The organism is Thainema salinarum CENA647 (assembly GCF_057732415.1).
On record NZ_JBYJZJ010000022.1, the window covers coordinates 4,415,230 to 4,439,472 of the forward strand.

The following is a 24,243-nucleotide window of genomic DNA, read 5'->3' on the forward strand; positions in this document are numbered from 1 at the left end:
TTTCAACTGTGTGAGCTTGACCAACACAATCGAAATCACTACTTTTCGAGGACTACCCGATACCGAATGGGTACCGATTCACGCATGAATCTGTTCAAGTAATTTGACGTTGATGTCAGCTAGACGACGCTATTCTTCGCTGTCGTCTTCATCAGCCGCATCCGCCTCGTAGTCCTCTTCATCGTATTCGTCTTCAGCGCCTTCGTAATCGTACTCATCGTCGGTATCGAGTTCGCCGTGACGACCTTCATAGATAGCATCGGCCAATCGCCCAACAATTAGCTTGATAGAACGAATTGCATCGTCATTCGCCGGAATGGGAATGTCAACAACGTCCGGATCGCAGTTGGTATCCAGCAGCGAAATGATCGGAATACCGAGCTTCTGGCATTCTTGAACGGCGTTGTATTCCCGCTTCTGGTCAACGATGAGAACTGCATCGGGTAGGCGGCGCATTTGCTTGATGCCACCCAGATACTTGCGCAGCTTTTCCAGTTCGCGACGGAGCACGGCTGCTTCTTTCTTCGGCAGCAGATCAAGCGCACCTGTCTCTTCACGGCGTTCGAGATCTTTCAGGCGCTCAACCCGAGTTTTGATTGTGGCCCAGTTGGTTAACATGCCACCCAACCAGCGCTGGTTGATGTAGTAGGCTCCGCAGCGGCTCGCTTCTTGCGCCACAATTCCGGCAGCCTGACGCTTTGTACCCACAAACAGAAAACGTTGACCATTTTCGGATGCGCCACGGATGTAGCTATAAGCTTCTTCCATGAGCTGAGCGGTTTGAACCAGGTCAATGATGTGAACCCCATTGCGCGATGTGAAGATGTAGGGATCCATCTTAGGATTCCATCGGCGGGTTTGGTGACCAAAATGCACCCCAGACTCTAGCAGCTGGGGCAAGGAAACTACAGGCATATTTTTCTCCTTTCGGGTTTAGCCTCCATCCAGACGGATTTTGTAAGGGATTAACTACAAACGAAAGCACGATAGTTAACGTGCGATCGCAGTTAAACAGACCCTTCAAAACACCCGAATTTCTGGATGTGTGAATTTAGACAACTTTTCCAAGATAGCACAATTACGCCCGATATAACTGCTCCAGCTCGCTCTCCGTAACCGTCGCTGTGGGCTGATCGAGAACAACTTCTCCCTGACGGATACCTAGAATGCGATCGCTATATTGTTTGGCAAATTCAACCTGGTGCAGATTGCAGATGACGGTCAGTCCTTCGTTGTGGCAGAGGGACTTGAGCAAACCGAGGACGGTGTGGGCCGATTCCGGGTCGAGGCTGGCAATCGGCTCGTCGGCCAAGAGTAGTTCAACTCGCTGAGTGAGGGCACGTGCGATCGCAACTCGCTGCTGCTGGCCGCCAGATAGCTGATCGGCACGGCGAAAAGCCATATCTGCCAGTCCAACGCGGGCCAGAGCGGTCATCCCCTCTAGCAGTAAGGCGCGAGGATATTGATTTAGCAAGCAGCGCCAAAAGGGCAGTTCCTGCAATCGACCCGCTAAGCAGTTTTCCAAGGCTGATCGTCGGCCTACCAAGTTGTAGTCCTGAGCGATGAAGCCAATCTGCGATCGCGCCCAGCGAAGTTCACTTTTAGAGCAGTGAGTTAAATTGTGCTGATTAAATAAAACGGTGCCCTGATCGGGCGACTGCAGCTGCAAAATACAGCGCAGCAGGGTGGTTTTTCCCGCACCACTTGGCCCGAGGATAGCCGTGAATGACTGCGGTTCTATCCTGAAATGAAATACCCCGCCGCAAGCGGACGGGGTATCAGAATCAAAAAAGAGCAAGTTGATTATCCCGATGCAATTTGAGGTAATCTTTGCCTTGGGCTTGAACATATTTGGCGATCATTCCTTCATCCCCGTGGCGGCCTACTGTACTCGCAAAATATCCATCACTCCAAAACTCGCCTCCCCAAAGTTTCTGCTTCACTTGAGGGCATCGTTTGAAGACTTCTCGTGCAGTTAAACTTTTCAGCATCGTTACCAGTTTGGTCACACTATAGGTCGGCACGGACTGCACTAGAAAATGGACATGGTCTTTGTCCACTCCAATTTCGACAAACTTCACCTCGTAGCGTTTCTCGATTTCGAGGCAGACCTCTCGCAGAACCGCATCTACTTGCTCATCAAACACAACCCGTCGATACTTTGCTGGAAACACTAAGTGGTATAGCAAAACTGTTACGTTATGACTCTTGTGGATGTACTCACTCATTCTTAGATCTTACGCCGCAGAGCGGCGGGGAATGGACCCCAAGAGATTCAACCAATCAGCAAGCTGATTCTGCCAACGATTCTGCTCAGACTAGAGAGCCAAATTCGCTGTCTAACTCCACGTCATTCCATGCAAATGGTCACGGCATCTCTCCAGATGACTCCGATAATGCCGATGTCGTAGACCGGCCTACCCCAACTGAAGAAAGTAGAGCCGATTCTACCTACCACTTTAGAGGCGACGAGATTTCGGTTCCGTCAGAACAGCTCAATCCTGAGACACTACAGTCAGACCCAAAGACGTGGAAGCGAGCCTACCGGGAACCGCATGACGAAACTGATTCGCTGTCCAATCAAAATTTAGAACTCGATCAGGCTGCCATTTGGGCCGTGCTGGAGCGGATGATTGGCAGCATTCTTGCGATCGCAGCTCTCCTGCTCGGTGTGTTAGGCATTGTGCTGGTGCTGGGCGGTTCAGCAGAAGCGTTGCTGTTGATTGCATCGGGAGTTTTGATTGGCATCGCCTCAGGTCTATTACTCAGCCCCAGTTTGCCCCTACCGTGGCGCTCCCTCTGGACTCAACTTCAAGCTATCCGCGATCGCACCCGCCCGGATCAGCTCCAAAAAACCAGATCTACAAAACGCGATCGCCGCAACCAATCACGCTAACGCTAAAACGTTCCAACGTTTGTTGTTTCATCCCCCCTCACTGCAAAACCCACGTCACAATCTCTGGCTTCCAAATCAGCAGAATTAACGCCACAAGCTGAATGATGATAAACGGCACTACTCCTCGGTAAATACTGGTGGTCGATATTTCCGGTGGCGCAACTCCGCGCAGATAAAACAGCGAAAAGCCAAACGGCGGCGTCAAGAATGAGGTTTGCAGATTGACCCCCAGCATCACGCCAAACCAGACTAGGGAGTAACCAAACTGCTGAGCAATTGGGGCCATCAGCGGCACAATGATGAAGGCGATTTCGAAGTAATCCAGGAAGAAACCCAGAATAAAGACGAGGCCATTGACAAACAGCAAGAAGCTGGTGCTGCCGCCGGGGATGTTGAGCAGCATACTCTCCACCAGCGCATCGCCGCGTAGTCCGCGAAACACCAGGCTGAACAACGTTGCGCCCACCAGCAAAATGACCACCATTGTGGTGAGTTCCACCGTTGAACCTAATGCGCCCCATAGCGCTTTAAAGGTTAATCGGCGGTTTACTGCCGCCAAACCCATTGCGCCTAAAACGCCCATTGCGCCTGCTTCGGTAGGCGTTGCCAATCCAGCGAAAATACTGCCCAGTACAATCAAAATCAAAACCAGCGGCGGCAGCATGACTTTGAAGACGCGCCCTACCAGCTCTCGCTTGGAAATATTCAGCATTTCTACGGGTAGTGCTGGAGCCATTTCGGGCTTAAAAATGGCGACACCGATTGTATAAAGGAGATACAGTCCGGCCAGAGCCAGCCCTGGCAACAGTGAACCCAGGAATAAATCACCAACCGAGACTCCAAGCTGATCGCCCAGGACGATGAGGACTACGCTCGGTGGAATCACCTGTCCCAACGTGCCGGATGCCGCAATTACGCCAGTTGACAGCGCCGGACTGTAGCCATAGCGCAGCATGACGGGCAGCGAAATCATACCCATCGCCACGACGGTTGCGCCCACAACGCCCGTTGCCGCCGCTAGGAGCGTACCGACGAGAATGACGCCTACGGCAACGCCGCCCCGCAAGCGACCAAAGAGGAGGCCGAAGGTTTCCAGCAAATCTTCCGCCAGCCCCGACCGCTCCAGCAGCGTCCCCATCAGGATGAAATAGGGAACTGCTAGCAGCACGTAGTTGCCCATGATGCCAAAAATGCGGTTGGGCAATGCCGATAGCAGGAACCAGTCGAAACTGCCCGTCAATCCACCCAGCAGGGCAAAAATCAGGCCCGCCCCACCCAGCGCAAAGGCAACGGGGTACCCGGTGAAAATCAGCAGTAGGGCACCGAGGAACATCAACAAACCGAGATAATCCATCATGGCTGCACCTCCTCACTGGGAGATGCGGGCGGAGTGACGTTGAGGATGATGGCAATCTGCTTAATCACTTCAGATATTCCTTGCAGTCCTAAAAGTGCGATCGCAACAATCACAGCCGTTTTCAGTGGATATCGCGCTAACCCGTCTGGATCGGAAGACTGCTCTAGCACCTGCCAAGAGCTGATCACCGATGGGACGGAATAGTAGATAATCGCAATGCACATGGGCAACAGCAGCAGCAGTGCACCGAGTAAATCAATCCAGGCTTTTACTTTACGCGACAGGCGGCTGTAGAGGATATCAACTCGAACGTGACTGTTGTGTTTCAGCACATAAGCGGCCCCGAATAAGAAAATGAGGCTGAACAAATACCACTGCACCTCGATGTAGCGGTTAGAACTGAGGTTTGTACCGATATATCGCCCCAAGTAGCGTGTAATTGCGTTGTATGCGCCGACGACGACCATAACCAGCGTTAAACCAAAGGTGATTTTGCCCACCCACTCGCTGATTTGGTCGATCCATCGTGCAGCTTTAAGCAGAAACTGCATCACTCCTCTCCATATGTATTACTACCGAGAAATATAGACTGCGTGTGGCTGATCACCTCAGCTATTTACGTAAAGTACTAAACTCATCAGCGATTAACGTAACCCTGTATATCAACAAATAAGGTGAGTTAAACGGTGACTGTTATGAAATCATGTGTTATCCGGGTTCCACAACAGCCTGTGCCTTGACTAGCGCTTTGTTACAAGATGGCAAAATCACGACGACAACATATCCCGTTGATGGGCGTCAATTGCAACATTGACTACAGCCGACCAAATCCACGCTAACTTGATTTTGTCAAGCCACTATCAACATAAGTTTTATCAATATCAGCCTATAGAGATACTTTGATTTTCTCTCAAACAGATTTTGTATCTAATCGCACATCGTATCGACAAATGCGAAGTAAGAATGAAGATGAACGCCATTGAATATGCGAATAAACCTTATTCTGACAAGGGTTGAAGCCACGTTAGAGATATGCAGCGAGATCAACGATCGCTTTAACACAACTTTAAATAATTGGCAGCTTCAATACTTGATGGAGATTAAAAAATCGAATATCTTAGATGTAGAGGTATAAGTAAAAGTCCTACGCCAAGTAGCGGTCTCACTTACACAATAGACACGGTCTTTGGATCGAGCCCATATTGTGATGAGAGGTAGAGGAAACCGTAGATCGGGAGTCATTCTGACGCTGGAGGATCTAGGTTTCGCGTTGACGGTTTTCGGCTAGTCCCAGATTGGGATTATGCGGAGTCAAACTGGCTAGGCATCAGCTTTTAACTTCACATAAGCGGTACAGAAACTATCTGTCCTGCACTCTGCGTTGAATTCGGTTTTTGGGAACCGAAACTTTGTAGCATCTCCAAATCGAGTTTGCGACGCTTTTTGCTGTCTGCAGAACAACTTTGGGCTGGTGCTAGACGCGTCATAGGTTTTGCATCCCCATAAACTCAGGTCGTGATTGGCCGACGGTTTCATGCGGGATATAGAGGTGTGCGCCAAAAATTAGAGCCTTCAAGGTTGGCGGCATTTTAAATCTATAACTCTTTTTATTACTGATAAACGATAAATGAATACATGGGGTCGCCGGATGTTTTTACGGAGCGTTGTTTTAGCTATTGTTGTTGTCTTCCTCTCACTACCATTACCACTGTTCGGGTCATCTGCGATCGCATCGCCACGCTGGCCCGCTGCACCGTCTGCTTCAACAGTCGTGATGCAGAACTTCCCTACGGTTAATTCAGTCAGTCAGGCTGGACAAGTGTGGCGGCAAGTCAAACGATGGATGCCCGATTCTTCCAAATCTGCGATCGCATCCACATCCCGCCCCATCGCGTCGATGTCCTATCCGGTGAAACGAGCCATTCCCAGAATTCTGAACAGCCTCATGCAAACGATTGTGCAGTGTTTTCGCCAGTTTCTTTGGATCGCCACTCGCCAAATGCAAGGCTTAGACTATCAATGGCAAACACTAGACGCGATTCGTCCTGACTCGAATCTATGGTCGGTTCGTTCAGAGGGGTAACGAGACCTAACGCTCCTGCGTTAGATTCAATCCTTGCCCTTAACCTCACTTCTAGTTCTTCAACGCAGGCACAGGACAAACGATTAGTTGAATGCGATGGGTAATACTACTCGAAATGGGCATTGTGCAACCGTTAACGGTACTACAGTGCTCATTTTGTTTTTTGGGCCACTGGTAATGATGTGATGAAAAAGAGCTGTAAATAGAGCTCGTATAACCCGTCTTACACGAAGGTTATGGTGGCAAATTCGCAATCTCCTGTTTGATCATGCGAAAATGAGAGATAAACTTTGAGAGCTTGTGCTCATCCAAAATGTCGTTTTGCAGCGTTACTAACAGCTCACAGTGATTGCGATCCTCGCGAAAATCAGAGAAGAAATTGCCCAGTGGTGGTCTGATTTCACCCTCCAAACTCGCTTAATGGCAGCGGCGACTCTCGTCGTTTCCTTGCTGATGAGCGGCTTAACGTTTTGGGCCGTTAATACCATTCAGCAAGATGCTCGGTTGAATGACACCCGTTTTGGTCGTGACTTAGGGTTACTCTTGGCCGCCAATGTTGCTCCCCTCGTTCAAGCCAACGATCGCACTGAACTGGCGCAGTTTTCCCATCGGTTTTACAGCAGCACAACCAGTATTCGCTACATGCTCTATGCCGATGGTGATGGCGATATCTTCTTTGGCATTCCCTTTTCTGAATATGAGGTGCAGAACTCGCTCACGCTTCAGCGACGGATGCAGCTCCCCGATGATTATTCCAAAAACCTAGAGCGTCCTACAGTTCGGCAGCATCTCACGCCAGATGGGGAAGTGACCGATGTGTTTGTGCCGCTGATGGATGGTGATAGCTATCTGGGAGTGCTGGCGCTTGGGATTAATCCAAACCCAACCGTCGTTACCTCGTCGCATCTCACCCGCAACGTTACGATCGCAGTTTTTGTTTCCATCTGGGTGATGGTGATTCTGGGTGCCGTTTTCAATGCTCTCACCATTACTAAGCCCATTAAGGAACTCCTGACTGGCGTGAAAAACATTGCGGCTGGTAACTTCAAACAGCGGATCAACTTGCCGCTGGGGGGGAGCTAGGGGAGCTGATCCACAGCTTCAACGAAATGGCGGAGCGGTTAGAACGTTATGAAGAGCAAAATATCGAAGAACTGACTGCCGAAAAAGCCAAGCTAGAGACGCTGGTATCTACGATCGCAGATGGGGCAGTGCTGTTAGATTCGGACATGAATGTGGTGCTGGTGAATCCCACGGCCCATCGCATTCTAGGCTGGGATGACAAAGATGCCGTCATCAGCGACAACGTGCTGTACCATTTACCAGCTCCGCTCCAGGCCGAAATCACCCGACCGCTCTACCAGGTTGCTGCTGGTGAAATAGATGGCTCAGAATTCCGGATTACCCTCAGCGAACCAACTCAGCGGACGGTGCGCATTCTGCTGACCACGGTACTCGATCAGCATCGCGAAAATGTGAAAGGCATCGCGATTACCATTCAGGACATTACCCGTGAAGTGGAGCTAAACGAGGCAAAGAGCCAGTTTATCAGCAATGTTTCCCACGAATTAAGAACACCGCTATTCAACATCAAGTCATTTATTGAAACGCTGCATGAATACGGCGAAGATCTCTCGGAAGATGAGCGACGAGAATTTCTAGACACGGCAAATCGCGAAACCGACCGTCTAACCCGCTTAGTGAATGACGTACTCGACTTATCTCGGCTGGAGTCGAACAAGCGCTATCAGTTCGAAGCAGTTGAAATCATTCAGCCCATTGAGCAAACGCTGCGTACCTATCAATTAAACGCCCGCGACAAAGGGATTGAGCTTAGGCAAGAGGTCGAACCTAATTTACCGCTGGTTCTGGGTAACTACGACCTGCTGCTTCAGGTGTTTGCTAATTTAGTCGGTAACGCTCTCAAGTTCACGCCATCCGGGGGACGCGTGATGATCCGAGCCTACACGCTGCAACCGGAAGCTCATCTGCATCAGTTACCTGAGCGGGTGCGGGTCGAGATTTCTGATACCGGAATTGGCATTGATGCTGAAGACCAAGAAGCGATTTTTGACCGCTTCTTCCGAGTTGAAAACCGTGTACACACGCTAGAGGGAACAGGTCTAGGACTATCCATTGTGCGCAACATTATCGAAAAGCATCACAGCCGCGTGCATTTAGTCAGTGAAGTGGGCGTTGGTACCACATTCTGGTTTGATCTGGTGGTTTATCAGGACGAAGTGCTTACTCATATTGAAAACTCATCGCTGATGGCAAAGGCTGAAGATGATAGCACAGTGATACAAGCCGAAGCGGTTGAAGCCAGCATAGAGGTCGTCTTGCCTGGACGATCTGATCCAGCAAGTTAACACGGCAAAAGGCGAAGGAAAAGGCTCAACACGAGCTACTTTTACCTTCGCCTTACAACCTGTAAACTGCGATCGCATTACTCAACACGATGCAGTGAGTTAGCTTAGCCGGACTGGAATAATGTTCAGAAAATTTGGATTTTCTGAGTGAATCATGATTGCTTAATCATCGTCGTTAGAGTTATCGGACATTTCCTGATCCGAATTGCTATCCTCACTCTTCGAGTTATTACCGTAGTTGCCGCGACGATTGAAGCGTCCAGTGCTGCGCTTACGGAACTTGCGGGCGTATGCTTGATTTCGGAGCGCTTTCTCCTTCTTTAAATTGCGGCGCTTTGCCATGCTGTACCTCAATTAGGGCAGTTGTTGGAGTGAAACAAATATGCCCACTACCAATGCACTGAGCGGCAGAAGCCAAAAGCTCAGCTAAAGTAATGTAGCATACTTATTTCACCAAACGCTTTAAATATAACAACCGATTAGAGCTTGCGTCTGGCAAATTCAGACATTTCCTTCAGATGACCCATTTTGCCATTAGCAGCATTTGAATAATCCAGACTATCTAAGGCTTCCGGCTGATCTAAGTTTGCGACATAGGTTTGAATCCACACTTTCGCTTCTGGGGCGGTTCGGACTTTTCCTTCAGCGCGAGCAATTTGGATTGCCTCTAGCAGTTGACCAATTTGCCGGTCCCGGCGCGATATCCAGTGTCGCCATCAGTTCACGTCCAGTAATCAACGGCGAGGGATGAGCTACCGGATCATCAGACTGTAGAAAACGCTGAATCAGCGGCAGCATGCGGTCGAGATCAACCCCATAAGCCACGCACAGTAGCGCGATCGCAGGGAAAATTCCGCCAACAGCTTGGAAGAAGTCATACTGCTGCCGTAGATTCATCGGTTGAGCCAGTTGCTCCATCACCCAGGGCAAATCACGAATGACTGCGATCGCAGATTGAATTTCGGCACGACTGTACTTCAAGCACCAGAGCTGCTGTTCGGCTTGATCCGGGTCGGCAGGCAAAAGCTGGGATAATTTAGCTAAGCGTAGCCAGCTCCGTCGCGTTGTTGTGACGTTAGCCGACGAGCGAATCCAGCCGGAAACATGCGCCTCGAATTCGGGGCATGCATGAACAATTGCGATCGCAGCTTGATCTAACTGCTTGAGGCGCTGCAGTCCCGTTTCGGTCATGTCCGGTAACCACGCCTGAAATAGTCCGTTTTTCCAGGCTCGAATTAGCTCGCGCGTGCCTTCCGGTTTACCCAGCAGATAGTTCAGTTCACCCTGCACTCGCTCGGCAGCAACCTGCTCCAGTAGCGGTGCAAACTGGCGAATATACGACTCCGTTTCCGACTCAATCCGGAAGCCAAGCTGCGCGGCTTGCCGATAGGCTCTCAGCAACCGCAGAGGGTCATCTTTGAGATTTTCAGCAGCCACCATGCGAATCTGTCGCCGCTGCAGATCTTCACAGCCCTGGAGCGGATCAAGTAGTTCGCGGGTGTGGGGACTAAATGCGATCGCATTTACCGTAAAATCGCGCCGGTGCAAATCGACGTACAGACTGGGGCCAACCTGCTGCGCAAAGTCCACGGTGGCCTGTTCAAACACCACCCGCGCAATCTGATGCTCCGGATCGAGCAGCACGAAACCTGCCTGATAGTGATTGGCAATTTGCTTGGCCACCTGTACCGCTCCCTGAGCCAGCACAAAGTCTAAATCCAGATAGTCGGCTTGCCTGCCTAGAAGGGCATCACGGACACTGCCACCCACAAGGTAGGTCGATCTAGGCAGTAAGCAACAGTCAAACGGCCAGGTTTCAGGCGATAAGGTTGGAGAATTTAAAAAACGTGCCAAGAGATAAGAGTAGAAATTGAACGGATAGCTGACTCGCGCCGCATCTTTTCATTTTGCAACATCAGTCAGCAGGCGCAAGAGTTTTTCGAGGTAGTTACGTTAAAGTAGCAGAAATGGTGACTGCTGCCGAGCGCAAGGAACGGCCTATGTGTATCTGTGTCAACTGCCACTACGTTGACCGCTGTACAACTTATCATGCGGTTGAAGAACAGCATCAGCAACCTCATTTAACTGAAACTCCTGACTTTGAAGCGGTCGAACCCAGTATTAACGTTAACATTCGTAATACTGAAGACGAAATTCAAATGGAGTGGGATGTTGTCGGCTGCCTCAGCTTTAAAGAAGAAGCGGGCAAATGGGCAAAGCTGCGCCCAGGCGAACTGGTGCCGACTTAGGAGCGCGCATTGAATGAAATTCCTGGGTAGGGGCACGGCATTGCCGTGCCCCTACAGGTGGAACGCTTTACAGGTGATTAAATCCTTAATTGTTGATGCATAACAATGCCATGCACCCTACAAGTGGAACGTTTCAGAGGAATAAATCCACAATCCAAAAACACAATCCTTGATGGGCCTGCATACTTGCATGACTTTTGCACGACTGATGGCATAACCGATGAGCTATTGCCTCAATTCCAACTGTCCTCAACCGCAGAATCCTGACCAAGCCACGATTTGTCAGACCTGCGGTTTTAGTTTGTGGCTGGCCAATCGTTATCGTCCGTTAAAGTTCATTGCCCAAGGCGGATTTGGCCGCACCTTGCTAGCAAAGGATGAGCAACAGCAACAACTTTGCATCATCAAGCAATTTTTTTTATCAGAGTCAAACGCGCGATTCTCTGCGAGACAGCAAAATCGAATACAATCTTCCCCCCCTCAACCTTCAGCCTCGTCTCCAAAATCCTCCAACTCCTCACTCCCTCACTCCCTCACTCCCTCACTCCAAACAACCGCCGCTCAACAGTTCCGCCAAGAAGCCCAGCGACTGCAAGACCTCGGCCAGCATCCCCAAATTCCCTCCTTCATTGACTACATCGAACGGGAAGACGGGCAATATTTAATTCAAGCCTTTATCGACGGCTCTACCCTCACTCAGTTAGTTGCAAAGAACGGCGTCTGGTCAGAATTGCAAGTGCGATCGCTACTTAACGATCTCTTGCCAGTTCTAGACTTCATGCACCAGGCGCAGGTAATTCACCGCGACATTAAGCCGGACAATATTATTTACCCTTCCGCGACGAGCAAGCCCGTTCTGGTAGACTTTGGAGCGGCCAAACTTGCGACAGCGACGGCGCTTCAACAAACAGGCACCGTCATCGGCAGCGCAGGCTATGCAGCACCCGAACAAACGATGGGCAAGGCGATCTTTGCCAGCGATATTTATGGGCTAGGCGTCACTTGTCTATATTTACTGACCGGAGAACATCCGTTTGAGCTGTATTCCGTGGCAGAAGATCGCTGGGTGTGGACGCCTTACGTGCAGCCGCCAGTCAGTTCGCGACTGACTTACGTGCTAAATAAAATGACCCGCCGCTCGGTGCAGCAGCGCTATCAGTCGGTGGCGGAGGTGCTGGCGGATTTGAATGCGCCGATGAAACTGCGATCGCAGTCTCAAATCCACTGGCCCAGTCCCAGCAAATTATTGCGGAATCGCGATTCTGTACCAGATTCTGCTACTGAATCTGCTGAATCCATCACAACGCTAGCTAATAATCCGGCATCTGAACCTGCCACAACGCCTCAAGCTCCGCCCCAAACCTGGATCTGTTGGCAAACGCTGACGCAGAAGACGCAGGGGATTACCACCCTCGCGGTCAGCCCTGACGGCTATACGCTGGTTGTCGGCCACACCAACGGCACGCTGCGGATTTGGGATTTGAAAGCGGGACTTCTGGCGCATACGTTTTCGCGTCCAATCCTGGGTCTGGGCAGCGGCCATCGCGATCGCATTACGGGCTTATCCTTTGATCAAACCGGAAACTTGCTGGCCAGCAGCAGCGCGGACGGCAGCACCAAGCTGTGGGATATGCGCCACTGGCAGCAAATTGCCAGCTATGCCGGAGATAACTGGGGTACAACTGCGATCGCACTTAGTGGTGACGGCACTCGATTGGTCAGCGGCAATTCCACTGGGGAGGTTCGAGTTTTCAATTTGACAGCCTTCAATTTGACAGTGGCGAAACGCACCTCAGCAAAATATCAACCTGATGCAACGCTATCGGTACAGCGCGATCGGATTGTGGAACTGGCCCTCAATCCAACAGGTAGGCATCTGATTGTCGCCAGCAGTAACGGCACGGTTACGATTTGGGATTTGGAACAGCAGTGCCCCCTCCATCAGCCCACGGCCCACGCGGACGCCATCACCGATATAGCCGTCGATCCAAACTGGCGTATTCTGGTGACGGGCAGTTGCGATCGCACCGTTAAGCTTTGGGATTTATCCACGGGTCATCTGCTACACACCCTGGTCAAGCATCGCGACGGCATTACCGCTGTGGCGATTAGTGCCGATGCCCGCACAGTCGCCACAGGTAGCCAAGACAATCAAATTCTGCTCTGGGACAGCGCCTCCGGCAGTGTAGTCACCCAGCTAAACCATACCTGGGCCATTTGCTCACTCAGCTTTGCCCCCAATTCCACCACGCTCGTCAGCGCTAGCCAAGATGAAACGATCAAAATTTGGCGTAAGCAAGAATATAGCAGTAGTCACATTGGTTAAAACGCTGGGAAACTCTGAAAACGTTAAGTAGCTACATACAAACAAATGCGCATTTATAGTAGACCTTATCGGAAATTGTTTTGTAGCGCGGCGGAGCCGCGCTACAAAACAATTTCCAACCCCAAAAACTTTATTTCCAATAAAGTCTAGTGATTCCAGTTAAAAGTGAGAAAAAGAGAGAGGAGAGTGCCTCAGGATGAGGCACTCTCCTCTCTCTTTCTTATCTAGAACCGCTATAAAAAACCGGGGGGAAGTCCCGGTTTTTTAGATGTGCTGATTTGTGCCAACCTACTTAGCCAATAAAAAATTCGTCAGAAGAAGATTAATCCCACACTTGGATTACATCACCATTGGGTCGAGTAATGGTGTAGGCCTCAAAATCTCCTTCATCATAAATACCTGTAACCGTGATCGATTCTCCCTCAGCTAAATTGGCACGACGTAGAGGGCGATCTTCTGCTTCAACTAAAACTTGACCGCTATTTGTTTGCAGCAAAAATTCATCATCGCTGATGCCGATAATCTCACCTGAAATCTCCTGGCTGGCCAACCGACCACTATTAATTTGAGTTTGTGCCATGACCGGAATTGCTACTCCTAAACCAGCGGCAATCGCAGTCCCTAGCAGAATCGTTGATCGTTTCATATTGATTTTCCTCCGTTTGTTCAGGCAACAAATCGCTGAATAACCGCTAATTTTGCTGCTCTAGCTTTAGTTTGAAGGATAAAGTTTACGCCAAGTTTTCATGTCTTTTTAGAGGATGACAAAATGCTCAGCACCGAGTCTGAAATTAATCATGCAGCGGCAGTGTGACTCGCACAGTTGTACCCTGATCAAGCTGACTGGACACCGCAATCTGTCCGTGATGGGCATGGATAATTTGCTCAACAATGGCTAAGCCTAAGCCAAAGCCGCCTGTGCGCCGCGATCTCGCTTTGTCTACTCGATAAAATCGTTCAAAAATATGCGGTAGCTGATCCGCATCGATGCCCATACCCGTGTCTTTTACCTGAATTACAGCAGTCCGATCCTGCCGCTGAGCGGATAGGTGAATACCGCCAGAAGCCGTATATTGAATCGCATTGCTGAGCAAATTTGCGATCGCACGCTGCAAAAGGTCTGACTGCGCTTGAACATACAGCGGCGGTTCTGGTAGCGTCACAGCCCAGTCTAAGCTGCGATCGCGGGCTTGTTCGCGATAGTCTGCGGCTAAGTGCTGCAAGATTTGGATCAAGTCAACCGAGTGCAGGTGATCCGGGAAAGCTTACCTTCACTGCGGGCCAGCAGCAGCAAATCTCCCACCAGCTTCGCCATCGATTCGGCTCCCTGGATGATCTTCTCCAGCCGCAGCTTCTGCTCATCGGGATTGGCGAGATCCATCAGGCCAACCTGAGCATGATTAATAATCGCTGCCAGCGGCGTCCGTAATTCGTGCGAGGCATCACCCGTAAACTGTTGTAGCTGGTCATAGGATTGGCGAATCGGCTGCATGGCCAAACCGCCTAGCATCCAGCCAATCCAGGTTACTAAGCCCAGTGTGACCACAACGGCAATTACCAAAACCAGACGTAATTCCCAAAGGTCGGCTTCGATGGCCGTTAGTGGCGCAGCCACCTGCAAATAGCCAATCAAAACGTGATCTTCAAAAACGGGCAGGGTCAACTGCCGCAGCCGAGCGGGTCTATCCTGAGACGAGTTAATCTGAGCAGGTGCAGCTTGAAAGGGAGGGATTTGAGCAGGTGCGATCGCACGATGCTTAATCGTGGCAAATCCAAATCCATCTTCGATGCGCTCCGGTGGAATTGGCCCATAGAACTGGATCAGCTCCTGATCGGGGCCATACCAGCGGGCATAGACCAGCACCGTCGGAAACGGGAGCGCTTCTTCCCCCAAAATCGGCACGTCTTCCAAATCTACCCGCTGCCGATCTTGATAGCTGCCATCCTCAACCGCTGCGGCCATCAGTTGACAGATCTCATAGAGTCGCTGGTCTAAAACCTGCCGCTGATCCTGCGCCTCCACGACGTAAATCACACCCGCAAAGCCGATTAGCACACTGCCCATCGACACCGTAAACCAACTGGCTAAATTTTCACGGCTTCGACGAAACATATTCGATGGCCTATATTCATAGCCCTCAGAGGCTCGATCATATCAGTGCTTCAACTCGGTGTAGCAAATCCTGAAAGCGAAACGGTTTCATTAAGTAGTCACTCGCACCATAGCGATCGCTGAGCCGTCGATAATTTGGATCATCATAGGCAGTAAGAATCACAATTGGCTGGTTTAATCCCGCCTCTCGCATCTCTTTCAACAGCGACAAGCCGTCCTGATGTGGCAGACCCAAATCCAGCAAAATCAGGTCAAACGTTTCTTGACAGGAGAGATGCCACGCCTCACAGCCATCCTGCGCAATGGTGATACAGTGCCCGTTTTGCCGTAACCCTTTGGCAATAAACGTGGCAATCCGAGGCTCATCTTCAATGATCAAGATTTGGCTCATAGCAGATCTCCACTGCAATCGCTTGCGATCGCAAATGACGTTGCATGGTTTGTTGCATGATTTACCGATACAGCGGTTCAGCTCTCATCATGAATCATCAAAGTTACACCAAGTTTTCAGCCCTGTATCTTAAATTCGTGTCGGTGAAGTTTATATCCAACTATTCCAGAGGCGCTAGCTTGTATCCCATGCCGTATACCGTTTGTAGCCAGTTTTCTGCCTGTAAGGTCTGCAATCGCTGACGCACACGATGCACCAGCGTCGCGACGGCTTTACTTTCGGGCATCGTGTCCCACTCCCATAGCGCCTGCTCAATTTGGTCGCGGCTGAGTACCTGGCGGGGATGTCGCATCAGATATTCCATGAGCTGAAATTCGCGACCGGACAGAACAATCTGCTGGGCTTGCCGCTCCAGCACGAGCGTATCAAGGTGGAGCTGCAAATCCTCAAGCTGTAAGACATCACCCTGCCAGATCGGCGCACGACGCCCCAAGGCCCGCACCCGCGCCAGCAGTTCCAATCCATTAATCGGTTTCACTAAATAATCGTCTGCGCCGACGTCTAACCCAGTCACCTTATCTGCGATCGCATCTTTGGCGGTCAAAATCAGCACGGGTGCCGTCCCGCCGGATTGTCGATACAGTTCACACAGCCGAATACCGCTCACTTCTGGCAGCAGCCAATCCAAAATCAGCAGATCGTAATTGCGATCGCAGATTAACTGTTGAGCAGTAGCCCCATTATCGATGCCGTCTACCACATGTCCCGATTTAGTCAAAATGGCATGCAGGGGTTCGAGCTGTTCTGGATCATCTTCAACCAGCAGAATTCTCATAGCATTCAGTAACAGATTCTGAATCAGTGCAGTTTTCAATGTAGTTCCATTGGTGCCGCCCGATTAGCCTTATTGTAGAGATTTCAGGAGGGGATAACGATGTGGTTTGATCTGAATCTGCGATCGCGTTTTCGTCGGTTAAATATTCGATATCTTAGCCAATTACATCTTGGCCAATTACGAATTTGGTTCCTTCTGCCAGTAGTTGGACTCGTGGTTTGGTTAAGCGCCGGATTGCTATCGCAACAGGTCTTGTCCTACAGCTACGAAATCTCAACACAGCTCCAGTCAGAACAGCCACAGGTGGAACTGACTTGGCAGGTAACGGTCGTTGCCATTGAAGCGGCCATTGATCGACGTGAAGGAGCCACAGAAGTAACGGTGAGAACCGCTCATCCAGTGCTGAAAGAACTGGAGTTAGATTTACCTGTAATTGAATTTGCTGAGATTGAAACGGCTCTCGCCACAGAATTGCGCTTGCCCCAAACCACAATTAAACAACTGGTTCGCTATCGGCTTGATTAGGTGGTACTTCTCAACCTGTCATGATTTTTGTATGTAGCTACTTATATAGCGGTTCTAGATAAGAACGAGAGAGGAGAGTGCCTCAGGCTGAGGCACTCTCCTCTCTCGTTCTCTCACTCTTAACTGGAATCACTATAAGTCTGTAAATCTGAAGCTTAGGCTAGATGCTTGATGTAAGCCGGAACGGGTAGGATTTAGCTTGTTTTCTATATTAATGCGTGGTTTAAAGCCACTACGAATGCTCGATGGCTACAATCCGAGTATTAAAAGCCGTTTTAGAAATGTCTAGTCGATAATATGCAAACCCTGGAAACCCCTGTCACGCAGCGCATCCAACTCTTTCGACAGCTTCAGACCCAACTGCGGGAGCGTTGGCAAACCATTGAGCAGTTTGATCGCAGCGATTGCGACATTCTGATTGTGCCGTCATTGAGTTTGGATCAGGAGGAGCTGACCAAAATCAAAGGGATTTGCTATTACGAAGAGCGGCTGTTATTTTCACTCATCCGACTCCGCAATCCCCGCACGCGGTTAATTTACGTGACGTCACAGCCGATTCATCCCAGCATTATTGATTACTACTTAGAACTGCTGCACGGGATCCCCTTTTCCCACGCTCGCGATCGCCTGATGCTGTTGTCGGCCTATGACACTTCACCGCGATCGCTGAGTGAAAAAATTCTCGAGCGCCCCCGCTTAATTGAGCGAATTCGGCGTTCGCTGCGGCGCGATCGCGCTTATATGGTTTGCTTTAATTCCACCCAGCTAGAGCGAGAACTATCGATTGAATTGAATCTACCGCTCTATGCGCTCGATCCGGATTTGCTGGAGTTGGGCACGAAAAGCGGCAGTCGCGCTATTTTTGCCGAAAGCGGCATTCCTCATCCCGATGGTAGTCATCTTGTTCACACTGCTCAGGATTTGGCGGTCGAGACGAGTAAGCTCTGGGAGCGTCAGCCCCACTTGCAGCGGATTGTGGTCAAGCTCGATGAGGGATTTTCTGGTCAGGGCAATGCGCTGATGAATTTGCAACCGCTAGCTCATGTCGCACCGCATCAAGTGTCTCATAAGGAGCGAGTGGCTGAAATTTTACCCGCATTTGAACATTTAAGTTTTCAATCTGACACCGAAACTTGGCAGCATTTTGGCGGACGCATTCCCGAACTCGGTGCGATCGCAGAAGCGTTTATAGAAGGAGACCAAAAGCGGTCACCTAGCGTCCAGGGCCGGATTACGCCGGTGGGCGACGTAGAAATCCTGTCTACTCATGACCAGATTTTAGGCGGCCCCGATGGTCAAATTTTCTTGGGCTGCTCATTCCCAGCAGATGAAGCTTATCGGCTATCGCTGCAAAAAATGGGGATGCGAGTTGGGCAAACTCTTGCAGACAAAGGTGCTCTGGGTCGCTATAGCGTTGATTTTCTGGCAATTCCTCGACCAGATGGCAATCGGACGGAATGGGATTTACAGGCCATTGAAATCAACTTACGCATGGGCGGTACGACGCATCCTTTCATGGCGCTGAAGCTGCTGACGAATGGTCGCTATGAGCCGTCAACGGGACTGTTCTACAATCAGCAAGGCCATCCCAAATACTACATCGCCTCTGACAACTTGCAGAAGGAGCGCTATCGGGGACTGCTGCCCAGCGATCTGATGGACATCATGGTGGAACATCAGCTTCACTTCAATACGGGCACCGAAACGGGATCTGTTTTCCACCTGATCGGCTGTCTGTCGGAGTTTGGCAAATTGGGCTTGACCAGTATCGGCAACTCACCCCAGCAGGCCGAGGATCTATATAACCAAATTATTCAAGTCCTCGACGACGAAACGCGATCGCAACGGCCAATCGATGCCGCCAATCCTCACAATTGTCTCGGTTGGAATGCCTAACGGTTGTAATAGCAATTGGGCCGCCATATCGCGGCGACCCAGTTGCGCTTAGTTTGAGTAAAAAGTCAGAGTCTATTGATATCTGCTGCGATTCTCTATTTTTGAATGCCTGGCTTGGATGTGTACTATAAAGATTGAACAAACGTTAAGTAAATCTTTAGTCGCTGCTGTTAGCCAACGCGAGTAGGTATTTTCATGACCGCAACCCCATCCACATCTCCAACGACGATGCCTGACTTCTGCACAGGAATTCAATACTTTGGAGACGTTCCACCTCAGTTTGAAAAGTATGGTCAAACTCCAGTCATTGCTGAAGGCCAAACTGCGATCGCAGATCCGACTGACACCGCAGCTGTTTATCAAACCCTACTCGCGGCTGATGCTCTGCGCTATCTAACGCTTCAGGTGACAGCTAGCAAGGCGTCTGGCCACCCCGGTGGTTTTGCCAGTTCGGTCGAAGCTTACGTGTCGTTGCTGATGCTGGGCCACAAAAATATCAATACCGAAGTCGGCCACCACGCACCAGGCTTCTACAGCGCCATGTTCATGGATCGCTCCCTGGAAGACATGGAGATCAGCACCGTCCAGCAGTTGCGCGATCGCTTCCGGGAAAAGCATGGTTTGTTAGGCCACTTGTCGGGCTATATCCCCGGCATTTTGGCTCCGGCTGGCCCGCTCGGTCAGGGACAACATTTTGCAATGGCCTCGGCGCTGCTGCATCAGGGTACTCTGTTTCCCTTTACGCTGGGAGACGGTGGCCTGGGTGAACCCTACATCATGAGCGGCATTGGCCATTTCCATACGGCCTACCCGCAGGTGACGAACTTCCTGCCCGTCCTGGTTTGGAACGGCTACAGCCAGGAGCACCACAGCATGGTGTCCACCCAGTCCAACGAGCACATGATTGCCTACTGGAAAGGCAACGGGTTCGACAACGTGATTTTGGTGGATGCCAAAGACTACGACGACCAAGATCAGCCGGGAGCCTACGTAGACAGCACTGCCTTCTCATTTGAAAAGCGCATGGAGTTTACCCAAGCGGTTTTGAGCGCAGCCGATCAGGCGGCCAAATCGGCTCTGGGTGGACAGCTGACAGTCTTCATCATCAAACAGCTCAAAGGCGCAGGCGTTCACGATCGCGGTTCTAAATCTCACAACCTCTACGCCCACCACACGCTGGACAATCCCGATATTATCGCCGCACTCAAATCTCTTGCCCTACCCGCTGATGCGTGGCAGATCGTTCGCACCAATTTGGAACGCGCGGGCGGCGGCCCAGCTGCTAAGGTTGCCACGACGGAATCCACTCGTTCCTTGCCGGAACTGAGCGATATTCCAATGGAAGAGTATGCACTGGGCGGCGAACCGAAAGTCGCAACCACGGCCATGGGGCAGATGATCGCAGAGGTCGGAAAACGCGATCGCAGTTTTGTCTTAACCAACGCGGACGGTAATGCCGCATCGGGCATCAACAATGTCAACCAGGCGCTGAAGATCATTCACCCCACCGTTGACGAAACCTACTTCCAGCAGCCCCAAGGCCAGGTTTACGAACCGCTGAGCGAAGATGCTTGTGCCGGTTTAGCCGCAGGTTTAGCGCTGATGGGTGGTCGCACTGTTTGGTGTTCCTATGAATCCTTTGCCGTGAACGGTCTACCGATTTGGCAAACCGTAACCCAGGCAATGGCCGAACTGCGCCGTCCCACACCGTCTACAGTAACGCTGTTTACCGCTGGAGCACTGGAGCAGGGCCGTAACGGTTGGACACACCAGCGGCCTGAAATCGAAGCCTATTTCGCGGCCATGATGCGAAATGGCAACATTTTTCCGCTATTCCCACCCGATGCCAACAGCATTCAGGCTTGCTACGAGTGGGCATTGAAAACTCGCAATAAGGGGGTCGTGATTACGGCTAGCAAATCACCGCTGCCGATTCGCACCACCTTTGATCAAACGCGGCAGGCACTAGAAGATGGAGCAGTAAAGCTGCAAGAAATTGCGGGTGAAAAAACGGTTGTCTTTGCGGTGATTGGTGACATGACGCTGCTGCCTGTGTTTGAGGCAGCAGCCTTCTTAGAAACCGAAGGAATTGGGGTACGGATTGTCTCTATCGTTAGCCCACGTCGCCTGTTCCGCCCTTCGGACGTAGCCTGGGATACCTGCTCTGAGTCCGATGGCGGCTTTTTGAGCGATGAAAAATTTGAGCAACTTTTTGGTGGAGATGCTTTAGTTGGCGTAACGGGGGGTGCAAGTGCTACGCTAGAGCCAGTAATGCTTCGCAGTTCAGCTCGTCGAGATGTATTTGCCTGGAAACGAGGTGAAACGACCGCTAGCGCGGGTCAAATCATGAGTTTCAACGGTATCACAGCGGATGCTTTGACGAAGCGAGCGATTGAACTGCTTCACTAAGAACCTATCCGAAAACCGATGTTGTTCGAGAGATGAGTGCTTAAGGTGAAGGTGTCGCCATAGGAGCAGTCCCAGATGTCTACCGTGACGCCTCCTCGTTCAACCGTCGAAATTGACCCTCGTTATCGGGTGCCCGATGAGCTGTGGGAGCGCCTGCATCCTCTGATTCCAGAGGAGCCACCCAAGCCTAAGGGAGGCCGCCCTCGCATGGATGATCGCCAAGCCTTAGATGCGATCTTTTACATCCTTTGCACCGGCTGTCAGTGGAATGCGTTGCCTCGGTGTTTAGGGGCCTCCAGTACGGTGCATGACCGCTTTCAAGAGTGGCAAACCAACGGCACGTTTGCTCGCTTTTGGCAGGCGGGATTGATGGAGTATGCCCGCACTCAAGGAGTGGACTGGCATTGGCAATCGATGGATGGTGCGATGGTCAAAGCACCACTGGGGGGAAAAAAAGACAGGCCCCAACCCGACTGACCGTGGCAAGTTGGGCACCAAGCGCTCGGTTTTAACCGATGGCAACGGCATCCCACTGGCCTTTGTGCTCGCACCCGCTAATCGGCATGACATGAAACTTGTTGAGGTAACTTTAGAGGCTCAACCGCTGGTGCCACCGGATGTGGAGGACGAGGAATCAAGACATCTCTGTCTGGATCGCGGCTACGACTATCACCCGGTGCGCCAGATTCTCAAGCAGTGGGGCTATCAAGGGCATATTCCGCCTCAAAACGAGGGTGACCTAGTGATTCACGACATTCCCAACTATCGGGCCAGACGGTGGGTGGTCGAACGGACTCATTCGTGGATGAATCGGTTTCGCCGTCTGTTGATCCGCTGGGAGAAGAAGCCCGAAAACTATCTGGCGTTCTTACAACTTGCCAGTGCGGTCATCACATTTCGCTCATCTGAGGTTTTCGGATAGGCTCTAAGTGCATCTAGATTTTGAAGACTTTTTCAGTCTTACGAGACAATCCAATCTAGGTTTTCATCCTGAGTGAATCCTGAGAGTCGATCAGGATATCGGTTTCTAACTTCCTTGAGGGGTGGGCGGTCACGCTCACCTTTTTTTGTCTTTTACCGGATTAGCATTGCTTAATCTGGAACTGCAAATTGATCATCCCGCTGGCTGAGCTGAACTAAGTAAGCTGTCGCCCCAGCCCTGCTTGTATGATGCCCATTTTTGATCAGTATTCGATCAGGTCATGCAACTCAACGGCAAAAGGGATTGCACATCCATAACGTGGTAGTACAATCCCTTTCAGGCCTCGGATTCACAAGATATCGGCTCAGTATTGAGCGTCGGGCTTCTGAGTGAAACTAAAACTCGATTTCAGATGTAGCTTCCTCAAAACGAACAGTCGGTTAGTTATCGTCCGCCGACCACAACATTTTGAATTCGTACCGGAGGGCCACCCACGCTGACGGGGAGGGGGGATTGACCGCCCTTGCCGCAACCGCCATTGGTGTAGATGGATTCTTCGCCGATGGCGTCGATATCTTTCAGGGTTTGGAAAACATTGCCACTGAGGGTGACATCGCTGACGGGTTCAGCAATCTCGCCGTTGCGGATCATGTAGCCCTCTGCCGCCGCAAAAGTGAACATTTCACCATTGGTTTGTCCACCCAGCATCCGAACCGCGTAGACACCTTCGTCGATTTCGCTAATCATGTCGTGAACCGAGCGATCGCCTGACTCGATCCCCGTATTCGTCATTCGCACAATCGGCGGATAAGTGGCGCTGAGGGCGCGGGCATTACCCGTTGGTCGCTCCTGCATTTTGCCAGCCGTTTCGCGATTGTGCAGTCGCTGGGTCAAAACGCCGTTTTGGATCAGATACTTGCGCTGAGCTGGAACTCCCTCATCGTCGTATTTTAGTGACCCTGGCAGATTGGGCATCGTGGCATCGTCCACGACATTGAGCTGCGGAATGGCCACCTGTTTACCCAGCGTCAACAGCTCCTGCATACGGGGATTTTCATAGACAAAGTCGGCCTCTGACAAATGCCCAAATGCCTCATGAATAAAGACACCCGCCAAATAGGGATCGAGAATAACCGTGTATTGACCACCTTTGACAGGCTTAGCTTCAAGCTGACGAATGGCTCGCTGAGCCGCTGCTTCAACTCGGTCGTCAATGCCCAGCAAAATATCGTAGTCTGAGCGCGAGTGCACCGATTCATAGCCCTGGCGGACAACGCCATCTTCGCCGCGAGCCACCACGCCAAAGCCGCCCGAAATATCCAGCCGCTCCTGCACAATGCAGCTTCCGGTTGAATTCACGAAATAGGACGTAGCAAAGCGATCGCGATAGCTGGCCATCGTGGTTTGGATGCGCGGATCGATTTCCAGTAAAAGCTGGTTGTAGCGTTCGACCAACTGCTGCTTTTCACCTAGGCTGATGCCGCGCGGATCGCGACCTAGCTCCACTTTCACCACATCTTCAATCGGATCAATCTCAGCCAGATAGGTCTTGTCGCTGCCGATCAGCTTTGCCTGCTGAATCGCTTCTTCAATCCGAGACGTTAGCTCACTCAGCCCATTGAACGTGACAAAGCTCCAGCCTCCCTTATGACAGGCGCGAATGCCGCCCGCCAACCCAAAGCTACGGTTCACCCCATCCAACTGCGGCCCCCGATAGGCAATGGAACTCGATTCGCTTTGTTCAAGCCGGACTTCCAGATAATCAACCTGACTGCGATATGGCGCGATCGCATCAACAATCTGATCTTGAATCGAGGTGGTTGTGAGCATGGGCTAATCCTCGCGAACTGCAAACCTATTTTATCTAGTGTA

Annotated in this window: 22 protein-coding genes and 1 pseudogene; 10 read left to right on the forward strand and 13 right to left on the reverse strand. The window is 51.0% G+C overall.

From position 1 onward, the window contains the following. Nucleotides 1–129: 129 nt before the first annotated feature. The 3 genes from rpsB to tnpA all read right to left on the reverse strand — a co-directional run bounded on the left by rpsB (nucleotide 130) and on the right by tnpA (nucleotide 2,228). Nucleotides 130–915, reverse strand: coding sequence for a 30S ribosomal protein S2 (rpsB, locus tag AC286M_RS26050; protein WP_488207146.1), 786 nt, complete (start codon nucleotides 913–915; stop codon nucleotides 130–132). A gap of 163 nt (nucleotides 916–1,078) precedes the next feature. Beyond that, nucleotides 1,079–1,798, reverse strand: coding sequence for a phosphonate ABC transporter ATP-binding protein (gene phnC / locus AC286M_RS26055; protein ID WP_488207147.1), 720 nt, complete (start codon nucleotides 1,796–1,798; stop codon nucleotides 1,079–1,081). Next, nucleotides 1,785–2,228 (reverse strand): IS200/IS605 family transposase, encoded by a 444-nt coding sequence (gene tnpA, locus AC286M_RS26060; protein WP_488202591.1) that lies wholly within the window; start codon nucleotides 2,226–2,228, stop codon nucleotides 1,785–1,787. Before tnpA ends, phnC begins: the two co-directional genes overlap by 14 nt. Between tnpA and AC286M_RS26065 the strand changes: the two genes are divergently transcribed. Then, the gene (locus AC286M_RS26065; RefSeq protein WP_488208887.1) at nucleotides 2,162–2,896 is read left to right on the forward strand and encodes a hypothetical protein; all 735 of its coding nucleotides are present in this window, start codon (nucleotides 2,162–2,164) and stop codon (nucleotides 2,894–2,896) included. The two genes, tnpA and AC286M_RS26065, sit on opposite strands and share 67 nt — an antisense overlap. A gap of 37 nt (nucleotides 2,897–2,933) precedes the next feature. On the opposite strand, the gene AC286M_RS26070 is transcribed toward AC286M_RS26065, so the two are convergent. Then, nucleotides 2,934–4,253: a TRAP transporter large permease gene (locus AC286M_RS26070; RefSeq protein ID WP_488207148.1), complete on the reverse strand. Its 1,320-nt coding sequence runs from the start codon at nucleotides 4,251–4,253 to the stop codon at nucleotides 2,934–2,936. Continuing rightward, on the reverse strand, nucleotides 4,250–4,804 hold the full coding sequence (locus AC286M_RS26075) for a TRAP transporter small permease subunit (RefSeq protein ID WP_488207149.1): 555 nt from the start codon (nucleotides 4,802–4,804) through the stop codon (nucleotides 4,250–4,252). Before AC286M_RS26075 ends, AC286M_RS26070 begins: the two co-directional genes overlap by 4 nt. Nucleotides 4,805–5,880: 1,076 nt before the next feature. Here AC286M_RS26075 and AC286M_RS26080 point away from each other — a divergent pair. The 3 genes from AC286M_RS26080 (at nucleotide 5,881) to AC286M_RS26090 (ending at nucleotide 8,705) form a co-directional block, all read left to right on the forward strand. Next, nucleotides 5,881–6,336: a hypothetical protein gene (locus tag AC286M_RS26080; RefSeq protein ID WP_488207150.1), complete on the forward strand. Its 456-nt coding sequence runs from the start codon at nucleotides 5,881–5,883 to the stop codon at nucleotides 6,334–6,336. A gap of 420 nt (nucleotides 6,337–6,756) precedes the next feature. After that, entirely contained in the window at nucleotides 6,757–7,419 is a 663-nt protein-coding gene (locus AC286M_RS26085; RefSeq protein WP_488207151.1) for a hypothetical protein, read from the forward strand. Nucleotides 7,420–7,445: 26 nt separating this feature from the next. Beyond that, complete coding sequence (locus AC286M_RS26090; protein WP_488207152.1) at nucleotides 7,446–8,705, forward strand: sensor histidine kinase; 1,260 nt, start codon at nucleotides 7,446–7,448, stop codon at nucleotides 8,703–8,705. A gap of 162 nt (nucleotides 8,706–8,867) precedes the next feature. On the opposite strand, the gene AC286M_RS26095 is transcribed toward AC286M_RS26090, so the two are convergent. Beyond that, nucleotides 8,868–9,047, reverse strand: a complete 180-nt coding sequence (locus AC286M_RS26095; protein ID WP_488207153.1) for an Asl3888 family RNA-binding protein — start codon at nucleotides 9,045–9,047, stop codon at nucleotides 8,868–8,870. A gap of 300 nt (nucleotides 9,048–9,347) precedes the next feature. Continuing rightward, nucleotides 9,348–10,559 carry a tRNA nucleotidyltransferase/poly(A) polymerase-related protein gene (locus tag AC286M_RS26100; RefSeq protein WP_488207154.1) on the reverse strand — a complete coding sequence of 404 codons (1,212 nt, stop codon included), beginning with the start codon at nucleotides 10,557–10,559 and terminating at the stop codon, nucleotides 9,348–9,350. Nucleotides 10,560–10,705: 146 nt separating this feature from the next. Between AC286M_RS26100 and AC286M_RS26105 the strand changes: the two genes are divergently transcribed. Both AC286M_RS26105 and AC286M_RS26110 read left to right on the forward strand, forming a co-directional pair. Next, complete coding sequence (locus tag AC286M_RS26105; RefSeq protein WP_488207155.1) at nucleotides 10,706–10,954, forward strand: Ycf34 family protein; 249 nt, start codon at nucleotides 10,706–10,708, stop codon at nucleotides 10,952–10,954. A 220-nt stretch (nucleotides 10,955–11,174) separates the two neighbouring features. Further along, nucleotides 11,175–13,280: a protein kinase domain-containing protein gene (locus AC286M_RS26110; RefSeq protein ID WP_488207156.1), complete on the forward strand. Its 2,106-nt coding sequence runs from the start codon at nucleotides 11,175–11,177 to the stop codon at nucleotides 13,278–13,280. Nucleotides 13,281–13,602: 322 nt separating this feature from the next. Here the strand turns inward: AC286M_RS26110 and AC286M_RS26115 are convergent, their stop codons facing one another. From AC286M_RS26115 to AC286M_RS26135, 5 genes are all read right to left on the reverse strand, one after another. Next, complete coding sequence (locus AC286M_RS26115; RefSeq protein ID WP_488207157.1) at nucleotides 13,603–13,926, reverse strand: hypothetical protein; 324 nt, start codon at nucleotides 13,924–13,926, stop codon at nucleotides 13,603–13,605. A 145-nt stretch (nucleotides 13,927–14,071) separates the two neighbouring features. Then, on the reverse strand, nucleotides 14,072–14,515 hold the full coding sequence (locus tag AC286M_RS26120) for a sensor histidine kinase (RefSeq protein ID WP_488207158.1): 444 nt from the start codon (nucleotides 14,513–14,515) through the stop codon (nucleotides 14,072–14,074). Next, complete coding sequence (locus AC286M_RS26125; protein WP_488207159.1) at nucleotides 14,512–15,393, reverse strand: sensor histidine kinase; 882 nt, start codon at nucleotides 15,391–15,393, stop codon at nucleotides 14,512–14,514. The genes AC286M_RS26120 and AC286M_RS26125 overlap by 4 nt, the downstream gene beginning before the upstream one ends. Nucleotides 15,394–15,430: 37 nt before the next feature. Then, nucleotides 15,431–15,784: a response regulator transcription factor gene (locus AC286M_RS26130; protein WP_488207160.1), complete on the reverse strand. Its 354-nt coding sequence runs from the start codon at nucleotides 15,782–15,784 to the stop codon at nucleotides 15,431–15,433. Between the two features lie 160 nt (nucleotides 15,785–15,944). After that, nucleotides 15,945–16,619, reverse strand: coding sequence for a response regulator transcription factor (locus tag AC286M_RS26135; protein ID WP_488207161.1), 675 nt, complete (start codon nucleotides 16,617–16,619; stop codon nucleotides 15,945–15,947). A gap of 99 nt (nucleotides 16,620–16,718) precedes the next feature. On the opposite strand from AC286M_RS26135, the gene AC286M_RS26140 reads away from it, so the two are divergent. The 4 genes and pseudogenes from AC286M_RS26140 to AC286M_RS26155 all read left to right on the forward strand — a co-directional run bounded on the left by AC286M_RS26140 (nucleotide 16,719) and on the right by AC286M_RS26155 (nucleotide 22,371). After that, complete coding sequence (locus tag AC286M_RS26140; protein ID WP_488207162.1) at nucleotides 16,719–17,144, forward strand: hypothetical protein; 426 nt, start codon at nucleotides 16,719–16,721, stop codon at nucleotides 17,142–17,144. Between the two features lie 297 nt (nucleotides 17,145–17,441). Continuing rightward, nucleotides 17,442–19,040 carry a peptide ligase PGM1-related protein gene (locus AC286M_RS26145; RefSeq protein ID WP_488207163.1) on the forward strand — a complete coding sequence of 533 codons (1,599 nt, stop codon included), beginning with the start codon at nucleotides 17,442–17,444 and terminating at the stop codon, nucleotides 19,038–19,040. Between the two features lie 195 nt (nucleotides 19,041–19,235). After that, complete coding sequence (locus AC286M_RS26150; RefSeq protein WP_488207164.1) at nucleotides 19,236–21,449, forward strand: phosphoketolase family protein; 2,214 nt, start codon at nucleotides 19,236–19,238, stop codon at nucleotides 21,447–21,449. A gap of 75 nt (nucleotides 21,450–21,524) precedes the next feature. Next, nucleotides 21,525–22,371: pseudogene (locus AC286M_RS26155) on the forward strand (IS5 family transposase). Nucleotides 22,372–22,815: 444 nt separating this feature from the next. Here the strand turns inward: AC286M_RS26155 and AC286M_RS26160 are convergent. Next, complete coding sequence (locus AC286M_RS26160) at nucleotides 22,816–24,201, reverse strand: TldD/PmbA family protein (RefSeq protein WP_488207165.1); 1,386 nt, start codon at nucleotides 24,199–24,201, stop codon at nucleotides 22,816–22,818. Between the last annotated feature and the right edge of the window lie 42 nt (nucleotides 24,202–24,243).

Coding starts and splice junctions, on each gene's coding strand:
- AC286M_RS26085 (WP_488207151.1), top strand. CDS start 6,757: ATGGCAGCGGCGACTCTCGTCGTTTCCTTGCTGATGAGCGGCTTAACG.
- rpsB (WP_488207146.1), bottom strand. CDS start 915: ATGCCTGTAGTTTCCTTGCCCCAGCTGCTAGAGTCTGGGGTGCATTTT.
- tnpA (WP_488202591.1), bottom strand. CDS start 2,228: ATGAGTGAGTACATCCACAAGAGTCATAACGTAACAGTTTTGCTATAC.
- AC286M_RS26070 (WP_488207148.1), bottom strand. CDS start 4,253: ATGATGGATTATCTCGGTTTGTTGATGTTCCTCGGTGCCCTACTGCTG.
- AC286M_RS26080 (WP_488207150.1), top strand. CDS start 5,881: ATGAATACATGGGGTCGCCGGATGTTTTTACGGAGCGTTGTTTTAGCT.
- AC286M_RS26160 (WP_488207165.1), bottom strand. CDS start 24,201: ATGCTCACAACCACCTCGATTCAAGATCAGATTGTTGATGCGATCGCG.
- AC286M_RS26150 (WP_488207164.1), top strand. CDS start 19,236: ATGACCGCAACCCCATCCACATCTCCAACGACGATGCCTGACTTCTGC.
- AC286M_RS26125 (WP_488207159.1), bottom strand. CDS start 15,393: ATGTTTCGTCGAAGCCGTGAAAATTTAGCCAGTTGGTTTACGGTGTCG.
- AC286M_RS26145 (WP_488207163.1), top strand. CDS start 17,442: ATGCAAACCCTGGAAACCCCTGTCACGCAGCGCATCCAACTCTTTCGA.
- AC286M_RS26115 (WP_488207157.1), bottom strand. CDS start 13,926: ATGAAACGATCAACGATTCTGCTAGGGACTGCGATTGCCGCTGGTTTA.
- AC286M_RS26140 (WP_488207162.1), top strand. CDS start 16,719: ATGTGGTTTGATCTGAATCTGCGATCGCGTTTTCGTCGGTTAAATATT.
- AC286M_RS26075 (WP_488207149.1), bottom strand. CDS start 4,804: ATGCAGTTTCTGCTTAAAGCTGCACGATGGATCGACCAAATCAGCGAG.
- AC286M_RS26095 (WP_488207153.1), bottom strand. CDS start 9,047: ATGGCAAAGCGCCGCAATTTAAAGAAGGAGAAAGCGCTCCGAAATCAA.
- AC286M_RS26130 (WP_488207160.1), bottom strand. CDS start 15,784: ATGAGCCAAATCTTGATCATTGAAGATGAGCCTCGGATTGCCACGTTT.
- AC286M_RS26105 (WP_488207155.1), top strand. CDS start 10,706: ATGTGTATCTGTGTCAACTGCCACTACGTTGACCGCTGTACAACTTAT.
- AC286M_RS26090 (WP_488207152.1), top strand. CDS start 7,446: ATGGCGGAGCGGTTAGAACGTTATGAAGAGCAAAATATCGAAGAACTG.
- AC286M_RS26110 (WP_488207156.1), top strand. CDS start 11,175: ATGAGCTATTGCCTCAATTCCAACTGTCCTCAACCGCAGAATCCTGAC.
- AC286M_RS26135 (WP_488207161.1), bottom strand. CDS start 16,619: ATGAGAATTCTGCTGGTTGAAGATGATCCAGAACAGCTCGAACCCCTG.